We start from the raw sequence: 19,225 nt of genomic DNA on the forward strand, positions 1-19,225 counted from the left end.
GCTGTCGAGCATTGATTAAACTTTATACTCAATATATGCTCATGTTAGTTCTAAAAGGAGAACAATATGAATCTTCAAATATCAGGCATCTTTCAAATTACCAGCTGGGATGAAACCACCGATATCCAGCACCCTGATGGCGCGAAACAAACGTCAGCAAGTATTACCCAAATGTATTCTGGTGATCTTGAAGGGGTCAGCCAGCCTAAATACATTATGTGCTATACCGCCGACGGCATGGCAGTATTTTGCGGTTATGAGAACGTTGAAGTGAGTGTTAGTGGTAAATCTGGCAGTTTCGTATTACAGCATGATGGCAAATTTGAAAATGGCATTGCCAGCAGCCATTTTATGATTGTGCCTAATTCTGGCCAAGGTGAGTTAGTTAATATTCAAGGACACGGTACTTTTACTTCTGGTGAAAAAGGCCAAGCCCATTATCAAATCGAAGTGACTCAATTATGATCCCATTTACGGTTACTCGATTACATACCAATTTTGGCATTATCAAAGCACAAGGGCTGTGGGAGGCTCAAGCGGTGGACAGTACCCAGGTTAACGTTTTAGAGCAACTATCAACGGATGGTTGGGTTGAACTCGATGTATTGCACCCTGCTAATGGCCAGTTTATTGCCGCAATTTCTCCTCTCGTCTACCAACATTTGTTATCCCAACAAAACGCTTAATTCGCTAAATGACATTCACAAAAAAGCCACTCAATATTGAGTGGCTTTTGGGTTCGCTAATTATTAGCTATTTCCTTAATAAGTTAATAATTAAGGCATAACAGCGTCTTGATCAGCGCCTTCTTTTTCAATCTCAACAGGCATCATATGTTCACGACAGATCCCAAGCTTAATCGCTAAGAAACTTGCAACGTAAATAGATGAATAGGTACCCACAAAGATACCGCAAAGCAATGCTGTTGCGAATCCGTGGATCATCGTGCCACCTTTAAGGAACAGTGCAATCACTACCACAAGGGTTGTACCTGTTGTAATAATGGTACGGCTCATAGTTTGAGTAATTGACTTATTGACGACTTCATTAGGGCCGCCTTTACGCATCTTGAGGAAGTTTTCACGAACACGGTCATATACAACAATCGTATCGTTCAATGAATACCCGACAACGGTCAATAAGCCCGCTAATACAGTCAAATCAAACTCAAGTTGTAAGATTGAGAAAACACCTAAAGTAACGATAACGTCATGACCAAGTGCCGCAACTGAACCCATTGCTAAGCGCCATTCAAAACGGAATGATACGTAAATCAAAATACAAATTAACGCAACAATAACGGCTAGACCGCCCTGCTCGGCTAACTCTTTACCGACTTGAGGTCCAACAAACTCAACACGCTTTTGAATCACGTTCGAATCAATTGAACGAGCAGCTTCCATAACGGCACTAACTTGGTCATCACTTTTGATTTCTTCTCGTACCGGAAGACGAATTAATACGTCACGGCTTGAGCCAAAGTTTTGAACCACCGCACCTTCTGCTTCATCAGCATCAAGTCCGCTGCGCAGTTGAATCAAATCAACCTGCTGAGAAAACTCAAGTTCAACGACGGTACCGCCAGTAAAATCAAGTCCCCAGTTGATGCCTTTAACTCCTAAAGAGAGTAGAGAACCAACAACAAGAACAACCGATAAAAGACTGATAACCTTCGCATGCTTAAGGAAGTCGATCGCTTTGGTAACTGAAAATATTTGTAACATAGTCGACGTCTCCTTAAATAGACAGTTTCTTAACGCGTTTACCACCCCACATGAGATTCACGATGACACGTGTTCCCACAATAGATGTAAACATAGACGTTGCGATACCTATCATTAGTGTGACTGCGAAACCTTTTACAGCACCAGTACCCACAGCAAATAGAATCAAGGCAGTCATAAAGGTTGTGATGTTCGCATCGGCAATGGTAGAGAATGCATTCGCATACCCTTCATGAATTGCCTGTTGAACACTACGACCTGCTAACAACTCTTCACGAATACGTTCGAAAATAAGCACGTTGCCATCAACAGCCATACCGACTGTTAGTACCATACCTGCGATACCTGGCAGGGTTAATACTGCACCTGGGATCATCGACATGACACCCACAACCATCACTAAGTTAGCAGTTAGCGCTAAGTTTGCGATGACGCCGAATGCACGGTAATAAATAAGCATAAAGATTAAGACAACTATCATGCCCCATATCATCGCCATTTTACCGTTTTCGATATTTTCAGCACCAAGACTTGGACCAATTGTGCGTTCTTCAACAATCGTTACCGGCGCTATCAAAGCACCTGCACGTAGCAGTAACGCTAAACTTTGTGCTTCAGCATGGTCAAGACCATTAATCACGAAGTTACGGCCAAGACGTGCCTGAATAGTTGCAACTGAAATGACTTCTTCAATCTTAGTCATTTTCACTGTGCCATCTGGGTTACGTTGTCCGCTATCTTTATACTCAATAAATAAAGTCGCCATTGGGTTACCAATGTTGTCTTTAGTCACGTTTGAGAAGATATTACCGCCTTTAGCATCAAGGTTAATTGACACCTGTGGACGACTGTATTCGTCAAATGAAGGTTGAGCACCAGTGATATGATCACCCGTTAACATTACTTCTTTTTTCAATACAGCAATACCGCCAGAACGACGTGGGTAAACTTCAGATGATGCAGGAACACGGCCAGCTGCGGCTGCGGCTTGGTCAGCTTTATCATCTACCATGCGAAATTCAATCGATGCCGTTGCACCCAAAATCTCTTTTGCGCGCGCAGTATCTTGAACACCAGGTAACTGAACAATAATACGTTCTGCACCTTGACGTTGTACAACTGGCTCAGCAACACCTAATTCGTTAACACGATTACGAATAGTAGTGATGTTTTGCTGAAGTGCGTCTTCTTTGATTTGACTCAAATAAACATCACTCATGCTTGCGTATAAAGCATAGTTTTCGCCAACGCTACCGTCGGTGAATACCATTTCATTGCTTAACGATTTCAAATAACGTTCAGCTTTAGCAAGATTGTCAGCATCACGGAACTTGATTTCTAAGCCTTTAGCCGTTTTACGAACGCCGGCATAACGGATTTTCTGTTCACGTAATTGGCTTCTGAAATCAGCAATTTTGGCTTCTTCCATCTTACGAATGGCTTCGCCCATATCCACTTCCATTAAGAAATGAACACCGCCACGTAAATCAAGACCCAATTTCATTGGCGTCCCACCCATGGCATCAAGCCATTCAGGGGTAGCTGGCGCTAAGTTTAATGCAACGGTATATTTGTCACCTAAACTTTCTGCAATTGCTTCTCTTGCCAATAATTGCTGTTCAGCATTTTGAACACGGACAATTAATTGTCCATCTTCGAGCTCAGCGCGCTTTACCGCAATGCCTTTACTCTCAAGTAATCCATTTACTGACGATAGTGTTGAAGCTGTTACTTCTGCGCCACGAGTCGCTACGACTTGTACCGCATGATCCTCACCATAAAGGTTTGGAATTGCATAGAAACCACCAATGGTGAGGACAAGCAACACCATGATGTTTTTCCACATTGGGTATTTATTTAACACACCTGAGCCCTCTTGGCTTACAACGACTGGATAGAACCTTTAGGCAATACCGCTGCAACATAATCCTTCTTGATAGTGATTTGACTTGTTTCATTGATGCTCAATAAAAGGTAATCACTGTCTTCGCTGATTTTAGCAATCTTGCCTAAAATGCCGCCGCTTGTTAGCACTTCATCGCCTTTGCTTAATGCTGACATTAGGCTTTTGTGCTCTTTAACGCGCTTTGACTGAGGACGGAAAATCATAAAGTAGAAAATCAAGCCAAAAACTACTAGCATGAAAATCAGTTCCATCGTGCCGCCACCTTGTGGTGCGCCAGCTGCGTTTGCGTATGCATTTGAAATTAACATATTACTCTCTTCTTGTTTTCTAGATTAAAAATCAGTCTTGTAATTCTGGTACTGGTGGGACTTCACGACCCAACTTAGTATAAAAATCCGTAACGAAGGCGTCTAATGTACCCGTCTGAATAGCACCACGCAAACCTTCCATCAAAATTTGATAGTAACGTAGGTTATGAATGGTGTTTAAACGCGCACCTAAGATCTCATTACAGCGATCTAAGTGATATAAATAAGCACGTGAATAATTCTTACAGGTATAACAATCACAGCTTTCATCTAAAGGAGCGGTATCATCGCGATGACGAGCATTACGAATTTTGATGACACCTTCAGAAGTAAATAAGTGACCGTTACGGGCATTACGAGTTGGCATAACACAGTCAAACATGTCTACACCACGGCGAACGCCTTCCACTAAATCTTCTGGTTTACCCACGCCCATTAAGTAACGCGGTTTTTCTTCTGGTAGCTGAGGACAAACATGCTCTAAAATGCGGTGCATGTCTTCTTTAGGTTCACCAACTGCCAAACCACCCACAGCGTAACCATCGAAACCGATGTCAGTTAAGCCTTTAACGCTTTCATCGCGTAAATCTTCATATACGCCACCTTGAACAATACCAAATAAAGAATTTGGATTTTCTAAGCGGTTAAACTCATCACGTGAACGTTGTGCCCAACGCAGAGACATCTGCATTGATTTACGTGCTTCGTCATGCGTTGCTGGATACGGAGTACATTCGTCAAAAATCATCACGACATCGCTGCCTAATGAGTTTTGGATTTGCATAGACTTTTCAGGGTCTAAGAAAATCTTTTCACCATTAATTGGTGAACGGAAATGCACACCTTCTTCGGTAATTTTACGGATGTCGCCCAAGCTAAATACTTGGAATCCACCTGAATCGGTTAAAATAGGACGTTGCCAGTTCATGAAGTCGTGTAAGTCACCATGCTTGCGCATAATTTCTTCACCAGGACGTAGCCATAAATGGAATGTATTACCCAGTAAAATATCCGCACCCGTCGCACGAACTTCTTCTGGTGTCATACCTTTAACGGTACCGTAAGTGCCAACAGGCATAAAAGCAGGTGTTTCAACCGTGCCACGTTCAAAAACTAAGCGGCCGCGACGTGCGCGTCCGTCTGTTGTATCAAGTTCAAAATTCATAAATCACCTTGCCAGATAAACAGTCTGACTCGTTGTTGTTGCATAAGACATGAGGGCATAAGTGATAACTTCAAGTAATAAGTTAAAATTAACCCAAAAAAATACCCACCTCTGTGGGCGGGTATTTTAGATCAAAATCAATCGTTACGGGGCTTTTTTCGTTAAAAACATGGCATCGCCATAGCTAAAAAAGCGGTATTTTTGTTCGATCGCGTGTTGATAGGCATTCATTACATTATCAAAACCTGAAAATGCACTAATTAGCATGATCAAAGTTGATTCTGGTAAATGGAAATTAGTCACCATGGCATCAATCACTTTGAACTGATAACCAGGAAAAATAAAGATATCGGTATCGCCTTTAAATTCAGCAAGCGGATTATCACCACTGGCCTTCGCCGCACTTTCAAGTGAACGTACTGAGGTCGTACCTACAGCAATGACTCGATTACCCGCTTGTTTAGTTGCCGCGATTAAATCAACCACTTCTTGAGAGACTTCAGCCCACTCAGAATGCATCACATGCTCATCAATGGTATCAACACGAACAGGTTGAAAAGTCCCAGCCCCGACATGCAAAGTCACAAAAGCAATATTCACGCCTTTGTCTTTTAATGCAGCCAGCATCGCATCATCAAAATGCAAGCCTGCAGTTGGCGCAGCTACCGCACCAGGGGTTTGGTTATATACGGTTTGATAACGCTCTTTATCAGTGTCTTCATCTGGGCGGTCAATGTAAGGAGGCAGTGGCATATGTCCCACTTCTTCTAGCACTTCAAGAATCGTTTTATCAGAATCCAGTTCTAATTCGAATAACGCGTCATGACGCTTAAGCATCTTCATTTCATAACCGCCATCTAGGATGACAATTGAATCAACTTTCGGCGATTTTGAACAACGAACGTGAGCAAGAATACGTTTATCATCAAGCATTCTTTCAACAAGAATTTCGAGTTTACCGCCTGAGGCTTTTTGGCCAAATAAACGCGCGGGAATAACTCGAGTGTTATTAAACACCATCAAATCGCCACTGTTTACTTTCGACAACACGTCAGTGAATTGCTGATCTGCTAATGCACCGCTATTGCCGTCAAGGGTCAATAATCTTGATGCATTTCGCTCCGCCATTGGGTAGCGGGCAATAAGTTCATCTGGTAAATCAAAAGAAAAATCAGCAACGCGCATATCTATACTCTTTTAAAGACAATAAAAACGGCCGCTAGTCTAGGACTACCGACCATGAATATCAAGTTTAGACGGTGATTAATCTTTGGTTTGCCAGCAGCAGGAAACAAATATCTGAATGTGATTGAGTAAAGAATCGATCCACATTGAATGCTGAACCAAATTTCAGTTCAGCTTTTAACCGTTCGGAGGGTTACTTAATATTGGGCGATTTGAATTGATGGATATTGTTATCCACTTCGGCTGCGGATTTCGCGGCATCAGTTTCTTCAGCTAAAGAGTTATTTTCAGGTAGAAAAGATTGCTTTTCGAATCGAAGGTCAACTTCAATTTTGGTACGCTTGCGATTAGGTTGTTGACCCAGTATTGACATTATCCAGTTTTTCATCATCCATGATCCTTAAACCGATTTTTATAATTAGACGTAACATCCCTGAAAAATAATACCAATGACATTTGAGTAGAAATCTATATGATTGAAACTAGACTTAAAAGATGTCAGCAGGCGTTTAACTTTTCACTACGTGGTTAAGCATCATACTGAAAAATTCAAAAAATAAAAGTACAAAATATGAACTTTCTTGCTCACCTACATTTAGCCGATATCAGCAATACTCATTTGGCAGCCAATCTCGCTGGTGACTTTGCAAAAGGCGATATAAAACACTTCCCACAGCATTTACAGCAAGGGATTTGGCTTCATAGGCAGATAGATCAAATAACTGATAGCCATGAATTAATTGTGGACTTAATCAAATTATTCCCAAAATCATCTCGCCGAGTCGCACCAATATTGGTGGATTTAGCCTTTGACCATTACTTGGCCTTTTATTGGGATGAATATCATCAGGAGCCTTTGGCTGACTTTACTCAAAAAGCTTATCGCAGTCTTGAGGACACTTCTGACTTACCGGAAAAGTTGCAACTCATCATTCCCAGCATTATCGAACAAGATTGGCTATCCAGCTATCAAACTAAACAAGGATTGAATAAAGCCATTGAAGGCGTGAGTCGGAGAATTTCAAAACCTGAATTGTTTAACACGGCCATCAAAGATGTAGATACATTATATGTCGATATTGAAATTGCATTTAGAACCTTTTATCCGCAATTAATGGCATACAGTCGAATTTATAGTAGAAAAACACCTGAGCAATACCTGCCATAGTCAGGTCAAGCACCGACGCGTATAATCCATCAGAGCAAGCTAGATTAGACCATTATTGTTATTCGCTGTGCGTTAATCATTACTGCACAGCGAAAACTTTGCTAAAATACCCCACTATTTTGTAAACCGATGCGACTTCATGCAAATTTTTGATTACCAACCACCTAGTATTCCTTGGCTAGATATCCGTTATAAAGACCGCGATATCATTGTCATCAATAAGCCAGCTGGATTACTCGCTAATCCGGGTAAAGCACCTGCGACACATGACTGTGCTATTACACGAGTGCAAAAACTATTTCCTGAAGCCATCTTAGTGCATCGTTTAGACTGTGATACCTCAGGTGTAATGGTATTTGCTCGTAATAAGAAGGCCGAATCTCATTTAAAGACCCAATTTCAGGACCGTAAAACCAAAAAGGTTTATATCGCAGAGGTTAAGGGCCAACTTGAGAGTGACTCAGGCACTGTAGATTTGTCATTAGCAGCCGACAAAACTAACCCGCCTTTTCAGATTGTATCTGAGCAAGGTAAAACAGCGGTTACGCATTATGAAGTGATTGAAAGACACCCAGAGCATACTCTGGTTAAACTGATGCCAGAAACAGGTAGAACACATCAACTGCGCGTTCACATGCTAGCACTCAACCATGTGATATTAGGTGATGCATTTTATGCTGATGAGAATACCATCGCGCTAAGAGATAGATTGAGCCTGCACGCGCAAATGCTAACAATTACCCATCCTTACACGCAAAAGCAGCGAACCTTTTTCAGCAAGCACCCTTTCAGTGACTAAGGTAAAGGGCTAGCAGCTAAGATTTAGTGAATAGTGATTGATGATTAGTAATTGATATTGACCCAATGACTAAAACAAAAAACCGCTCATATGAGCGGTTTTTTTATAGCTTATAAATAGTGATTTATTAGCTGTTTTCTTTAGCTTCCGCCGCTTCACATGCTGCAGCAGTGAATACGACATCGGTAGAACTGTTTAATGCTGTTTCAGCAGAGTCCTGAACCACACCAATAATGAAACCAACAGCAACCACTTGCATCGCCACATCATTTGAAATGCCAAATAAGCCACAAGCTAATGGAATTAGTAATAGCGAACCACCAGCAACACCTGACGCACCACAAGCTGATACCGCTGCAACCACACTTAATAACACAGCGGTTAAGAAGTCGACTTGAATACCTAAGGTATTTGCAGCTGCAAGCGTCAGCACTGTAATCGTAATTGCCGCGCCGCCCATGTTAATGGTTGCACCTAATGGAATGGATACTGAGTAAGTATCTTTATGAAGTTTTAACTCTTCACACAATGCCATATTCACTGGAATATTCGCTGCACTTGAGCGCGTAAAGAATGCAGTCACGCCACTTTCACGTAAACATTTCAGTACCAATGGATAAGGATTACGTCTGATTTTTATGTACACAATAATCGGGTTAACCACTAATGCGATAAACAGCATTGAACCCACTAACACACCCAATAATTGAGCGTATCCCGCTAATGCTTCAAAACCTGTGGCTGCAATTGTGCCAGAAACCAAACCAAAGATACCAATAGGTGCGAAACGAATTACGAAACGAACGATTTTAGTTACGCCGTCACTTAAATCTGACACCACTTTCTTCGTTGAATCACTCGCATGATGTAATGTGATCCCCAGACCCACAGCCCACGCTAAAATACCAATATAGTTACCTGTTAAAATGGCATTTACTGGGTTATCTACAATTTTGAATAGCAATGTATTCAATACTTCTGCAATGCCCTGTGGCGGGTTAGACCCTTCAACACCACCTGCAAGTAATAACGTTGTTGGAAATGCAAAACTAAATGCCACAGCCGTTAATGCAGCAGCTAACGTGCCAACCAAATACAAGCCGATAATAGGTCGCATATTGGTTTGGGTGTTTTTCTTTTGATTTGCAATTGATGATGCCACTAAGACAAACACTAAAATAGGTGCAACAGCTTTCAACGCTTCAACAAATAAACTACCTAAAAATGACACTTGAGTAGCTGCTGAGGTTGAAACTGTGGCGAGGATAACACCGAGTACAATACCGACGAGAATTTGTAGCACTAAGCTACCGTTAGCAACCCGCGCTAACAGTGATTGATTTTGATTCATTGCTTGACCTATGATTATTATATTTATGGCTTTTAATAAGCTCTAATATTTGTGCGGCTTTTAATAAGCTCTGATAGGTATATATCGGATGAAATGGCTAAAGTCTAGTCTGAGGGCAAAATGATACGCTAATATTACTCACTAGTTCCAAACAAACCACATTTAGCCAACATGTGACCAATTATAATGCAGTAGGTTAAAACCCTAGCAAAACCACTATTTAGCACCACGTAGCATGGCATCGATTAATTCATGGGCATCAAATTTGGTCAGCGCTTCATTGGCGCCGACTTGCTTAGCTTGACTGACACTTATCTCACTGGAAAGCGAAGTATGCAAAATGATGTACGCGTTCGCTAGCTCAGGATTGTTCTTTACTTCAAATGCTAACTCATAGCCATCAAGTCCTGGCATTTCAATATCACTGACTAAAATATTAATAGGTTTTTGTTGGGCTGCTGCATCACGCATTATTTGCAATGCATCATGACCATCTGAAGTCACATCATATGGAATGTTAATCGAGTCGAGCGCATCGGATAATTGCTTTCTGGCAACCTTGGAATCATCCACCAATAAAATACGCATCGGCTTTAATTGTTCACGCTCAACATCTGTCAGTATTGCGCGGTTTGCAGCAGGATCATGTGGGAATATTTTAGCCATCAGAAGTTCAACATCGAGTAGTTGAACTAATTTATTATCTAAGCGCGTCACCCCAGTTAAAAACACATTATGACCTAGGTTGGACGCTGGCGCTTCAATGTCGCGCCAATTACACTCAATGATTTTATCAATGGCTCTGACTAGAAAACCAATCACCATTCTCTGGCAATCAGTGATAATCACATAACAATCTTTTTGCTCATCTGGCGAAATAGCTTTAAAGCCAATAGCTGCTGCCATATCAATCACGGCAATAGTATTACCGCGAATAGTCGCCGCACCCAGAATTGATGGGTGAGAACGTGGAATTTTGGATAAATTACTAAATGGGACAATTTCGCGGATCTTCAACGTACCTAAGGCAAATTGCTGAATATGAGAGAGATGAAACAGTAACAGCCCCTGAGATTGGCTCGCTTTGCTCTTCATAAAATCACCCATTAAAATACATTAAATTGAGTTAACCATACCGATAATAACATATCAAATTTAGGTGAAGCCAATTGAGTTTTAGGGGTTAAAGTTGTGACTCTATTGGCAATAATGCAAGAAAATCCGCAAAGAATTTGCGCCAAAAACCTGCGCCTGGTTCTGCATAAATAACCTTGCCATCTGTATTGTCTATCCAGACCAAGTCGCCATCTTCGATAGCGAGTTCATAGGCTTTAGAAACGGCTGACTCAGTTAACCCTGCAACCATGTCTTTGGCTAATTGTTGACTTTCAATCACAATGCCCATTTCAGTATTAATCAATGCTGAACGAGGGTCGAAATTAAACGAGCCGACAAAGACTATGTCTTCATCAATGACGAATGTCTTAGCGTGCAGGCTGCTACGACTACTGCCCTTCCAGCTGGATTTTTTCTCAGTTGGACTGCCTTTTACTTCGTAAATTTTAACCCCGCCTTCAACCAACTTTTGACGGTACTGCTGATAACCTGCATGAACAGCAAGTACATCCGTCGCCGCTAAGCTGTTTGTAACAATGGTAATGTCTTTACCTTGTTTTACTCCTTTAATAAAAGCATTGGTTGCCGCATCTCCTGGAACAAAATACGGTGACACAATCACTAATCTTTGCTGAGTTTGATTAAAAAAGTAGTTTAGATCATCAAGTAAAATGGGAGTGTCGCTACTCGCTTTGAGCTTATTAGGTGGGTCATAGACAACATCTGCTTTACCCCAGTACCACTGCACAGACTGGTTTTTAAGCCTTTCTAGCAGACTGCTATTCTCAAGGCGTTTATAGTATTCACTACTCGCTAATGTCGCTTTATAATTTGCCGCTTCTTGGATCAGTAGTTCAAGGTTGGTATTTATATCGTTGGCAGGAACAAGTTGTTGAATGCTTTGAACTTGTTTAGAGTTCCAATAGGTATCAAACTGGGTTGAGACGTCATCAACAGCCTCACCGATAGTCAGTACATCTAAGTCACCAAATTCGACATCTTCGTTTGCAGAAAAATATTCAGCGCCAATATTTCTGCCGCCCACAATGCTCACTAAGTTATCTATGGTTAATGACTTATTGTGCATGCGATGATTCATGCGAGTGAAATTAGTAATGAATGCAATACCACGATAATGTCTTTCATAGGAAGGGTTAAATAGCCTTACAGAAATATTAGGATGATTAGCAATCACCATCCATCCATCATCATAGCTAGCAGTGGTCATATCATCTAATAAAATACGCACTCTCACACCACGCTCAGCTGCTTGATATAAAAACAGCGTGAGCATCTTACCGACATCATCATTGCGATAAATGTAGTACTGCAAATCAATGCTTGTTGTTGCGCTTTCAATCATTGCTAAACGAGCGATGAATGCATCAAGGCCATCAGCTAAGGTTTTAACACCTGTTAATTCTGGTTTTTTATGCGATTTTACATATTCCGCTAACACTGAATCTTTGGGGGGAGCAAGTTTATATTGAGGCTCTAAAGGTTCAAATTCCACCTGAGATGCACAACCGGAAATAAAAAAGGCAAACACAAAACATAAGATAAATATGTATTTATTGTTGTGCATTCACCGATTCCTTTCTCGTTATGGATTTAAACCTTTGATCCTATTCTAGGACAACTCATTCTAGGATAACTAATTCTAGGATAACTAATTTGAGGCTAACTAATCTTGCAAAGCATATAGCACGTCAAAAACTAATTGATCCCAGCCTTCTGAACTAAATGCGATATCGCGGATACTGCGCACTTGGCTTACCGCGTGAACAGGGGCAGCGCCATTATCCATCAAATAATACGCCATCATAATACCCGTTCTATCTTTGCCTGAGCGACAATGTATCAACACGGCAATATTATCAGCCTCACATTGACGAATAAATGCCAGCGCTTTTGGCGCTTGTTCAGTGCAAATAGCAACGTCACCTTCCTGTGGCGGAATATTTCTTGAAAAAGGCGTACAAAGGTAGCGAATACCTAACGCTGCTAGTTGATCTTCATCGACACCTTCACCGTTATTGAGCGATACAATCGCACCAATACCAGCGGCTTTTAACTCTGCGACATCCCATTCATGTTTATTGGGACCACTTCGACCGGCGATAACGCCATCTACTAACCAAAATAACTGCTTCATATTTAATGGTTACTCTTAAATTTATGATTCGGGTTTATTTATCATTTAACGTAGAATCAATCCCTGAACCTCATAAGCTTCCATTATTCAAATGGTGTTATTGAGCACTGTCATCTTTATCGCTATCTTCTTTAGCAATACCAGCCCAAATATCAACATTAACAGGTGCTTGTTTTTTCTTCTTTTTCTTACCCGTACCAGCTGGTTTTGCCATTGGCTTTTCTACAGCATATTCATCGTCAGGCATTTCTTCATCAGGTTCAAAGCCAACAAAGGTTTCACGCTCTAAACGAATTTTGTTCTTTTTTTCGATAATACTGAAATGGTGGTAATCAGCATGGGCAATCAAAGATAACGCTAAGCCCACTTCACCAGCACGGCCACTGCGACCAATACGGTGCATATAATCAGCTGGGCTTCGTGGTAAATCAAAGTTAATCACCACTGGCAGTTTCTCAATATCTAAACCACGGGCTGCAATATCGGTGGCAATTAACACTTCAATATCGCCTGCTTTAAAGCCCTCTAAAACGCGGTTACGCGCGCCTTGACCTTTATCACCATGAAAGACTTCCGCAGTAATGCCACGCTTTGATAATTTATCAGCTAGATGCTTACAGCTATTTTTCGCATTGACAAAGATAAGCGCTTGACGCCATTTATTTTGCTTAATTAGCTCAGCAAGAAGCGCAGTTTTCTTTTCACGATTTACCGTAAACACCCGTTGTACTAATGTGCTGGCATCCGCGCTCTGCAATTGGATTTCAACAGGGTCTTGCAGCAGATTATCTGTCAGTGTGCGAACTTCTTCAGGGAACGTCGCAGAGAACAACAAGGTTTGTTTTTTCTGTGGCATTAAGGCAAGCAAAGATGATAACTCTTCAGTAAAACCAAGACTCAGCATTCGGTCAGCTTCATCAAGCACTAAGGTTTCAACTTTATCTAACTTAATCGCATTGCTCGAAATCAAATCAAGTAAACGCCCAGGGGTTGCCACTAATACATCAGTGCCGCCACGTAGCGCTAACATTTGCGTATTGGCTGATACACCACCAAACACGGCTGTTGATTTAATTGCACCATTAAAATGAACAGCATAAGACTTCACACTGTCAGCAACTTGTTTTGCAAGCTCTCGTGTAGGCACTAGCACTAATGCCGAAACAAAGTTGCCTTTATCTTTTTTAGCACCTTGTTGGGCTTGATGGATTTTTTGCAGAATGGGTAAAACAAATGTAGCAGTTTTACCTGAACCCGTATTGGCGCCAGCTAATAGATCTTTTCCTGCAATAACACTCGGAATAGCCTGTGCCTGAATAGGTGTTGGCGTTTTATATTCCATTTCCGCAAGACGATTGTTAATAGGTGCAATAAGGCCAAGTTCGGCAAAAGTTGTTGCACTTGTCTGCGAAGTAACAGGAGAGTTGTTAGCTGATGTCATTAATTATGGATGCTCAAATAAAATAGAAATTGGATATAGCTTTGAGAGTATTTTAGCTTATTTGAGCAGGTTAAGTTAGCGATATTGCGCATGCTATGCGCATTTAATAAGCTAAATGATACATAGCAGCTAAAAAGTGGACTCAAGCTAGATTAGAAATGATTAAAACTAAAGAAATGCCCTCATCAATAGCTCGCTAATATTTAATGAATGACTTCATTCGCTCTTAGCTTAATCTTAGTGAGTCCATCCTTTACAAGTTGACCCCTTCCAAGTTCAATAAAAATTGCTTCATTTCAAGTCCGTAAGCATAACCCGTTAAGCTGCCATCTTTGCCAATCACTCGATGACAAGGCACAATTATCGCAATTGGGTTTGCGCCATTTGCGGCGCCAACAGCCCTAACCGCTTTGGGGCGTTCAATCGTATCGGCAATGGCCGCATAACTACAAATATCGCCAAAGGGCAGCGCCTTTAATGCTTGCCAAACTTGCTGCTGAAACTCAGTTCCTTTGGCTGCTAATTTGACATCAAAATCTTGCCTTTCACCTGAAAAATACTCGCGTAATTCTTCAATAGCTTGAATAACAAAAGCTTTCGCTTGATTGACCTCTCCTGAGTCCGCCTGAGATAACGCATCCAGTGTGGTTGATTCAGCGACCACTTGTAAATGAGTCAGCCCATGCGTTGATGCTTGTAGTTTCAGATAGCCCACAGGGCTAGCAATAATCTGTTGAAACACTGGCGGTTGATTATTAATTTTCATCACTTTTCCATAATTGAAAGGTTAAATAACTGCCCCAAGGGCTGACTTGCTGACTGATTTTATCTACAAGCTGTTGATAATATTTAGGTGTAAAGTCTGTCGTAGTTCCTAAAGTAATGTCTTGCTTTGCTATGAGTGCTTTAAGTCTATTTTTAATCACTAAATCGCCACCCAAAAAGATATTAGGGTCACTTTCTCCTCGCATTCTGGCGTAAGCAATCGTCCATGGGCCTATGCCTTTCACCTCAATCCAGGCTTCGGGTGAGGCTAACGGGTTATCAGCAACGAATTGACCTAACCCGTTTAATGCACGTTTTCTGGCGCCAGGCATTTTAAACTCATCAAGTCCTGCTGTGGCAACCTGTTCAGCTTTAGGAAAAAACAGCACTTCTCGCTGGCCTATGACTGCTTTATCGCCGTAATTTACTGCTAGCACATTAAGCAATTTACTCGCCTGAATGACGCTCACCTGCTGCCCTAACACAGCTCGGCAACCTGCCTCAAAAACTGATGCTGTCGCGGGGATCCTAAGGCCAGATGAAACACGCATTCCCATAGACACTAATGGAGAAAAAGAAGCTTCTATTACATCCATATCAGCGTCTAAATCTAATATTTTTCTTACATATTGAACAACTTGAAATAAATAGCCAATATCTTGCTCACGTTCGAATTGCACATTCAATAACAGCTGGTTTTTTGCGTTAACTTCTGAGATTTCAAATGTGCCTCTAATTGAAATATCATCAAAACCCAGTGAAAAACTACGCCCATATGTGAGCGACTGTTCATCAAGCCACTCCATACCTTCAACCGCTCGAACTTTGTAAAATGCCCATAAATCAGACCATAAAAATGGCGGACGGTAATCCAGCAATAAGTTAATCCCATGGGAGAAACTGGCATGTGTATCAAGAGCTGGTTTGTCTTTAATCCCTTTCCTGGCAATAGGATTAGTATTCGTTTTAGCAGACGGTGAACGCCTTAATTGAGATGGCGTCAGTTGCAGTTGCGCTTTAAACACTTCATTAAATCGTCTAATACTATTGAAACCTGCCGCCATGGCCACATCAGTAATAGGTAGTTGTGTTTGATGCAATAATTGTTTGGCAAACATTAACTGACGGTATAGAGCATATTTTTTGGGCGATGTTCCAAGTTGTTTGTTAAATAATTGACTCAAATAGCGAGAACTTATGCCAAGACGTGCAGACAATTGGGTTAACGATTCTGCATTTTCACCACTTAAACACCCTGCATCAATCAAGCTAATGGCCCGCAGTAAACTGGTGTTAGTGCCTTTCCAAGCGTTAGATTGCGGTGCACTGTCAGGCCTGCAGCGTAAACAAGGTCTAAGCCCAGCTTCTGCAGCTTTGATCGCTGAATCAAAATAAACCACATTTTGCTCTTTTGGCGGCGATGCTGGACAAATTGAGCGACAAAAGATACCTGTGGTTTTAACCCCAATGAAAAATCGGCCATCAAAACGTGCATCTCGACTTAGTCTTGCTTGTCTGCAGGTATCATCAGGTAAATGGCAATGATTGTAAGCAAGCGAAGACAAACCCACTGGCATCTCGTTTGATTGATAGGTATCCGTTTTATTAATAGTTTTCATGGCGGCGTAAACTAACTCACAATCTTAAAGTGTGGATCTACTTTAACCAAAGTTGTCGCCGCTCACTAGCGGAAAACGGAACTCAATGTTGATTTAATGCTGACATCAATTGTCATAATCAATTCAACACTTCGTTCACAAGTTACGGTATCCTATCGTTAACTAATATTTGTTTGAGCTGTTGATGTTTAAATTTTTCGAATCGTTAACCAATCCCCTTCCTCAAGAAGAGCCGTCGCAAGCCCCTAAAGGCGTATATGCTTTCTGCCGTCATTACACTCGCGGGTTTGAAAAGCATCTAATCATTATGTCGATATTAACCGCTATTTTGGCCATTTTAGAGGTGTCTTTATTTGGTTTTATGGGCAAATTAGTAGACTGGTTAGTCACTAAAAACCCTGAGACATTATGGCAGGATGAAGGGAACACCCTCATTGGTATGTCCGTAATTGTCTTAGTGGTGATCCCTGCATTGGTCTGGCTGCATGCTTCTATTGTTCATCAGACACTCTTGGGTAACTACCCGATGGCGATACGCTGGCAAGCACACCGTTATTTGCTTAAACAAAGCGTTTCGTTCTATCAGGACGACTTTGCCGGACGTATTGCCACCAAAGTCATGCAAACCTCACTAGCTGTGAGAGAAACCGTGATGAAATTGCTTGATGTACTGATGTACATCATTATTTATTTCACCTCAATGCTAGTGATGATTGCCAGTGCTGATGTGCGTTTAATGCTACCGATGCTAGTGTGGTTATTTGCTTATGTTGCTATTCAGTGGAAACTCGTGCCGAAACTAAAAGCGATTTCAACTAAGCAAGCTGATGCACGCTCGACCATGACAGGACGAATTGTTGACAGTTACACCAATATTTCAACTGTAAAGTTATTCTCGCACACCAAACAAGAAGCTGATTACGCCCAAGACAGCATGATGGGCTTCTTACAGACTGTGTATGGTCAAATGCGTCTAGTGACTATCATTAACGTGCTGGTTCAAGCAATTAACTATTTGTTGGCATTTACCATTGCGGCAGTATCGATTTGGTTATGGGCAGATAACGCCATCACTGTGGGTGCAATTGCTATCGCTGTCAGCTTGGCATTGCGCCTTAATGGCATGTCTCAATGGATCATGTGGGAAATCAGCTCACTGTTCGAGAACATAGGTACAGTAACAGATGGGATGAACACCTTATCGAAACCGATTGAAATTGAAGATAAAACAGATGCTAAAGATATCGTTGTAGACAATGGTAAAATTGATTTCAATGATGTCAGCTTTAATTATGGTGAAGCATCTGGTGTCATTAACGACTTGAACTTGAACATCAAAGCGGGCGAGAAAGTCGGTTTAGTCGGCCGCTCTGGCGCAGGTAAATCTACATTGGTAAATTTGCTAATGCGATTTCATGATGTCGAAAAAGGCCACGTTGCAATTGATGACCAAAAGATCACCGATGTCACTCAGGACTCTTTGCGCTCAATGATTGGCATGGTGACTCAAGATACCTCATTACTGCATCGCTCCATTCGTGAAAACATCCTTTATGGCGATCCAACAGCGTCAGATGAGCAATTACTGGCGGCAATTGAACAGGCGCAAGCCAGTGAGTTCATTAAAGACTTATCAGATCCCTTTGGTAATACTGGACTTAATGCACAGGTCGGCGAGCGCGGTGTTAAATTATCAGGTGGTCAACGCCAACGTATCGCGATTGCCCGTGTGCTGCTTAAAAACGCGCCAATTCTGTTACTCGATGAGGCAACATCAGCTCTCGATTCTGAAGTAGAAGCAGCGATTCAGGAAAGTTTATATGAATTAATGCAAGGTAAAACTGTGATTGCCATTGCCCATCGCTTATCAACCATCGCAGCAATGGACAGGCTAATTGTCTTGGACAAGGGCAAGATTGTTGAACAAGGTACGCACCAAGAGTTGATCAAATCGGGGGGTATTTATGCGCAGTTATGGGCACACCAAACAGGTGGCTTCCTCGGTATAGATTAATCGCTTAATAAAATAACGATTCGTTATCCCCTACTAAGCCGTTCAATGCATGTTGAGCGGCTTTTTTAGTGGTTTAATCAAGCACTAATTAAACGAACCCAGTCAATCACACATGTATTGGGTTACCTGCGAAAACTGAGCATTCCACAAAAAAGGTCAGAGATGTAGAGGGAATTAGAAATAGAGATAGAGTTAGAGACAGACACAAAAATAGAGATAGATTTATGAAGTAAGTAAAGAAATCGCAACGGCTTTAAAGTACGAATTAAATATTTGAAATGAAAAATCTTTAGAAAGGTAAAACAGGAATAAAAAAATAATGGTGGTCGATACTGGGCTCGAACCAGTGACCCCCTCCTTGTAAGGGAGGTGCTCTCCCAGCTGAGCTAATCGACCTGGGGATTTCATAATGTTTTAATTCTTTACGAAAAGAATGGTGGTCGATACTGGGCTCGAACCAGTGACCCCCTCCTTGTAAGGGAGGTGCTCTCCCAGCTGAGCTAATCGAC

Annotated in this window: 18 protein-coding genes and 1 tRNA gene; 5 read left to right on the forward strand and 14 right to left on the reverse strand. The window is 41.5% G+C overall.

Annotated features, from left to right (window positions below; all coding sequences use genetic code 11):
- Positions 1-66: 66 nt before the first annotated feature.
- Together L2737_RS20190 and L2737_RS20195 are read left to right on the forward strand one after the other, a co-directional pair.
- Positions 67-465, forward strand: a complete 399-nt coding sequence (locus tag L2737_RS20190) for a DUF3224 domain-containing protein (RefSeq protein ID WP_248956916.1) — start codon at positions 67-69, stop codon at positions 463-465.
- The gene (locus L2737_RS20195; RefSeq protein WP_248956917.1) at positions 462-686 is read left to right on the forward strand and encodes a hypothetical protein; all 225 of its coding nucleotides are present in this window, start codon (positions 462-464) and stop codon (positions 684-686) included. Before L2737_RS20190 ends, L2737_RS20195 begins: the two co-directional genes overlap by 4 nt.
- Positions 687-776: 90 nt before the next feature.
- Here the strand turns inward: L2737_RS20195 and secF are convergent, their stop codons facing one another.
- The 6 genes from secF to L2737_RS20225 form a co-directional block, all read right to left on the reverse strand.
- Positions 777-1,724, reverse strand: coding sequence for a protein translocase subunit SecF (gene secF, locus L2737_RS20200; RefSeq protein ID WP_248956918.1), 948 nt, complete (start codon positions 1,722-1,724; stop codon positions 777-779).
- Between the two features lie 13 nt (positions 1,725-1,737).
- The gene (gene secD, locus L2737_RS20205) at positions 1,738-3,588 is read right to left on the reverse strand and encodes a protein translocase subunit SecD (protein ID WP_102526684.1); all 1,851 of its coding nucleotides are present in this window, start codon (positions 3,586-3,588) and stop codon (positions 1,738-1,740) included.
- Between the two features lie 17 nt (positions 3,589-3,605).
- The gene (yajC, locus tag L2737_RS20210) at positions 3,606-3,938 is read right to left on the reverse strand and encodes a preprotein translocase subunit YajC (RefSeq protein ID WP_102526683.1); all 333 of its coding nucleotides are present in this window, start codon (positions 3,936-3,938) and stop codon (positions 3,606-3,608) included.
- Positions 3,939-3,969: 31 nt separating this feature from the next.
- Complete coding sequence (gene tgt / locus L2737_RS20215) at positions 3,970-5,103, reverse strand: tRNA guanosine(34) transglycosylase Tgt (protein ID WP_102526682.1); 1,134 nt, start codon at positions 5,101-5,103, stop codon at positions 3,970-3,972.
- Positions 5,104-5,247: 144 nt separating this feature from the next.
- Positions 5,248-6,288 carry a tRNA preQ1(34) S-adenosylmethionine ribosyltransferase-isomerase QueA gene (gene queA, locus L2737_RS20220; RefSeq protein ID WP_229372137.1) on the reverse strand — a complete coding sequence of 347 codons (1,041 nt, stop codon included), beginning with the start codon at positions 6,286-6,288 and terminating at the stop codon, positions 5,248-5,250.
- 193 nt (positions 6,289-6,481) lie between these two features.
- On the reverse strand, positions 6,482-6,679 hold the full coding sequence (locus tag L2737_RS20225; protein WP_248956919.1) for a hypothetical protein: 198 nt from the start codon (positions 6,677-6,679) through the stop codon (positions 6,482-6,484).
- A 180-nt stretch (positions 6,680-6,859) separates the two neighbouring features.
- Here L2737_RS20225 and L2737_RS20230 point away from each other — a divergent pair, with 180 nt between their 5' ends.
- Together L2737_RS20230 and L2737_RS20235 are read left to right on the forward strand one after the other, a co-directional pair.
- Complete coding sequence (locus L2737_RS20230) at positions 6,860-7,456, forward strand: acyl carrier protein phosphodiesterase (RefSeq protein WP_102526679.1); 597 nt, start codon at positions 6,860-6,862, stop codon at positions 7,454-7,456.
- Between the two features lie 139 nt (positions 7,457-7,595).
- On the forward strand, positions 7,596-8,255 hold the full coding sequence (locus tag L2737_RS20235; protein WP_229372131.1) for an RluA family pseudouridine synthase: 660 nt from the start codon (positions 7,596-7,598) through the stop codon (positions 8,253-8,255).
- Between the two features lie 127 nt (positions 8,256-8,382).
- On the opposite strand, the gene sstT is transcribed toward L2737_RS20235, so the two are convergent.
- The 7 genes from sstT to L2737_RS20270 all read right to left on the reverse strand — a co-directional run bounded on the left by sstT (position 8,383) and on the right by L2737_RS20270 (position 16,702).
- Positions 8,383-9,606 carry a serine/threonine transporter SstT gene (gene sstT, locus L2737_RS20240; RefSeq protein WP_102526677.1) on the reverse strand — a complete coding sequence of 408 codons (1,224 nt, stop codon included), beginning with the start codon at positions 9,604-9,606 and terminating at the stop codon, positions 8,383-8,385.
- Positions 9,607-9,822: 216 nt separating this feature from the next.
- The gene (locus L2737_RS20245) at positions 9,823-10,701 is read right to left on the reverse strand and encodes a chemotaxis protein CheV (RefSeq protein ID WP_248956920.1); all 879 of its coding nucleotides are present in this window, start codon (positions 10,699-10,701) and stop codon (positions 9,823-9,825) included.
- An 88-nt stretch (positions 10,702-10,789) separates the two neighbouring features.
- Positions 10,790-12,307, reverse strand: coding sequence for a phospholipase D-like domain-containing protein (locus tag L2737_RS20250; protein ID WP_248956921.1), 1,518 nt, complete (start codon positions 12,305-12,307; stop codon positions 10,790-10,792).
- Between the two features lie 99 nt (positions 12,308-12,406).
- Positions 12,407-12,877 (reverse strand): phosphatase domain-containing protein, encoded by a 471-nt coding sequence (locus tag L2737_RS20255; protein WP_102526675.1) that lies wholly within the window; start codon positions 12,875-12,877, stop codon positions 12,407-12,409.
- A 97-nt stretch (positions 12,878-12,974) separates the two neighbouring features.
- Positions 12,975-14,318 carry a DEAD/DEAH box helicase gene (locus L2737_RS20260; RefSeq protein ID WP_248956922.1) on the reverse strand — a complete coding sequence of 448 codons (1,344 nt, stop codon included), beginning with the start codon at positions 14,316-14,318 and terminating at the stop codon, positions 12,975-12,977.
- A gap of 253 nt (positions 14,319-14,571) precedes the next feature.
- On the reverse strand, positions 14,572-15,084 hold the full coding sequence (locus L2737_RS20265; protein WP_248956923.1) for a methylated-DNA--[protein]-cysteine S-methyltransferase: 513 nt from the start codon (positions 15,082-15,084) through the stop codon (positions 14,572-14,574).
- Positions 15,074-16,702, reverse strand: coding sequence for an Ada metal-binding domain-containing protein (locus L2737_RS20270; RefSeq protein WP_248956924.1), 1,629 nt, complete (start codon positions 16,700-16,702; stop codon positions 15,074-15,076). The genes L2737_RS20265 and L2737_RS20270 overlap by 11 nt, the downstream gene beginning before the upstream one ends.
- 184 nt (positions 16,703-16,886) lie before the next feature.
- Here L2737_RS20270 and L2737_RS20275 point away from each other — a divergent pair, with 184 nt between their 5' ends.
- Positions 16,887-18,716: an ABC transporter ATP-binding protein gene (locus L2737_RS20275; protein ID WP_248956925.1), complete on the forward strand. Its 1,830-nt coding sequence runs from the start codon at positions 16,887-16,889 to the stop codon at positions 18,714-18,716.
- Positions 18,717-19,036: 320 nt separating this feature from the next.
- Here L2737_RS20275 and L2737_RS20280 read toward each other — a convergent pair.
- Positions 19,037-19,112, reverse strand: a tRNA-Val gene (locus L2737_RS20280).
- Between the last annotated feature and the right edge of the window lie 113 nt (positions 19,113-19,225).

It is taken from the genome of Shewanella electrodiphila, assembly GCF_023283985.1.
GTDB lineage: Bacteria > Pseudomonadota > Gammaproteobacteria > Enterobacterales > Shewanellaceae > Shewanella > Shewanella electrodiphila.

Excerpts from the sequence above, each read along its gene's own strand:
- queA (WP_229372137.1), bottom strand. The coding sequence starts at position 6,288 with ATGCGCGTTGCTGATTTTTCTTTTGATTTACCAGATGAACTTATTGCC.
- sstT (WP_102526677.1), bottom strand. The coding sequence starts at position 9,606 with ATGAATCAAAATCAATCACTGTTAGCGCGGGTTGCTAACGGTAGCTTA.
- L2737_RS20230 (WP_102526679.1), top strand. The coding sequence starts at position 6,860 with ATGAACTTTCTTGCTCACCTACATTTAGCCGATATCAGCAATACTCAT.
- L2737_RS20275 (WP_248956925.1), top strand. The coding sequence starts at position 16,887 with ATGTTTAAATTTTTCGAATCGTTAACCAATCCCCTTCCTCAAGAAGAG.
- tgt (WP_102526682.1), bottom strand. The coding sequence starts at position 5,103 with ATGAATTTTGAACTTGATACAACAGACGGACGCGCACGTCGCGGCCGC.
- L2737_RS20195 (WP_248956917.1), top strand. The coding sequence starts at position 462 with ATGATCCCATTTACGGTTACTCGATTACATACCAATTTTGGCATTATC.
- L2737_RS20250 (WP_248956921.1), bottom strand. The coding sequence starts at position 12,307 with ATGCACAACAATAAATACATATTTATCTTATGTTTTGTGTTTGCCTTT.
- L2737_RS20265 (WP_248956923.1), bottom strand. The coding sequence starts at position 15,084 with ATGAAAATTAATAATCAACCGCCAGTGTTTCAACAGATTATTGCTAGC.
- L2737_RS20270 (WP_248956924.1), bottom strand. The coding sequence starts at position 16,702 with ATGAAAACTATTAATAAAACGGATACCTATCAATCAAACGAGATGCCA.
- L2737_RS20255 (WP_102526675.1), bottom strand. The coding sequence starts at position 12,877 with ATGAAGCAGTTATTTTGGTTAGTAGATGGCGTTATCGCCGGTCGAAGT.
- L2737_RS20260 (WP_248956922.1), bottom strand. The coding sequence starts at position 14,318 with ATGACATCAGCTAACAACTCTCCTGTTACTTCGCAGACAAGTGCAACA.
- L2737_RS20245 (WP_248956920.1), bottom strand. The coding sequence starts at position 10,701 with ATGAAGAGCAAAGCGAGCCAATCTCAGGGGCTGTTACTGTTTCATCTC.
- secF (WP_248956918.1), bottom strand. The coding sequence starts at position 1,724 with ATGTTACAAATATTTTCAGTTACCAAAGCGATCGACTTCCTTAAGCAT.
- L2737_RS20225 (WP_248956919.1), bottom strand. The coding sequence starts at position 6,679 with ATGATGAAAAACTGGATAATGTCAATACTGGGTCAACAACCTAATCGC.
- L2737_RS20235 (WP_229372131.1), top strand. The coding sequence starts at position 7,596 with ATGCAAATTTTTGATTACCAACCACCTAGTATTCCTTGGCTAGATATC.
- L2737_RS20190 (WP_248956916.1), top strand. The coding sequence starts at position 67 with ATGAATCTTCAAATATCAGGCATCTTTCAAATTACCAGCTGGGATGAA.
- yajC (WP_102526683.1), bottom strand. The coding sequence starts at position 3,938 with ATGTTAATTTCAAATGCATACGCAAACGCAGCTGGCGCACCACAAGGT.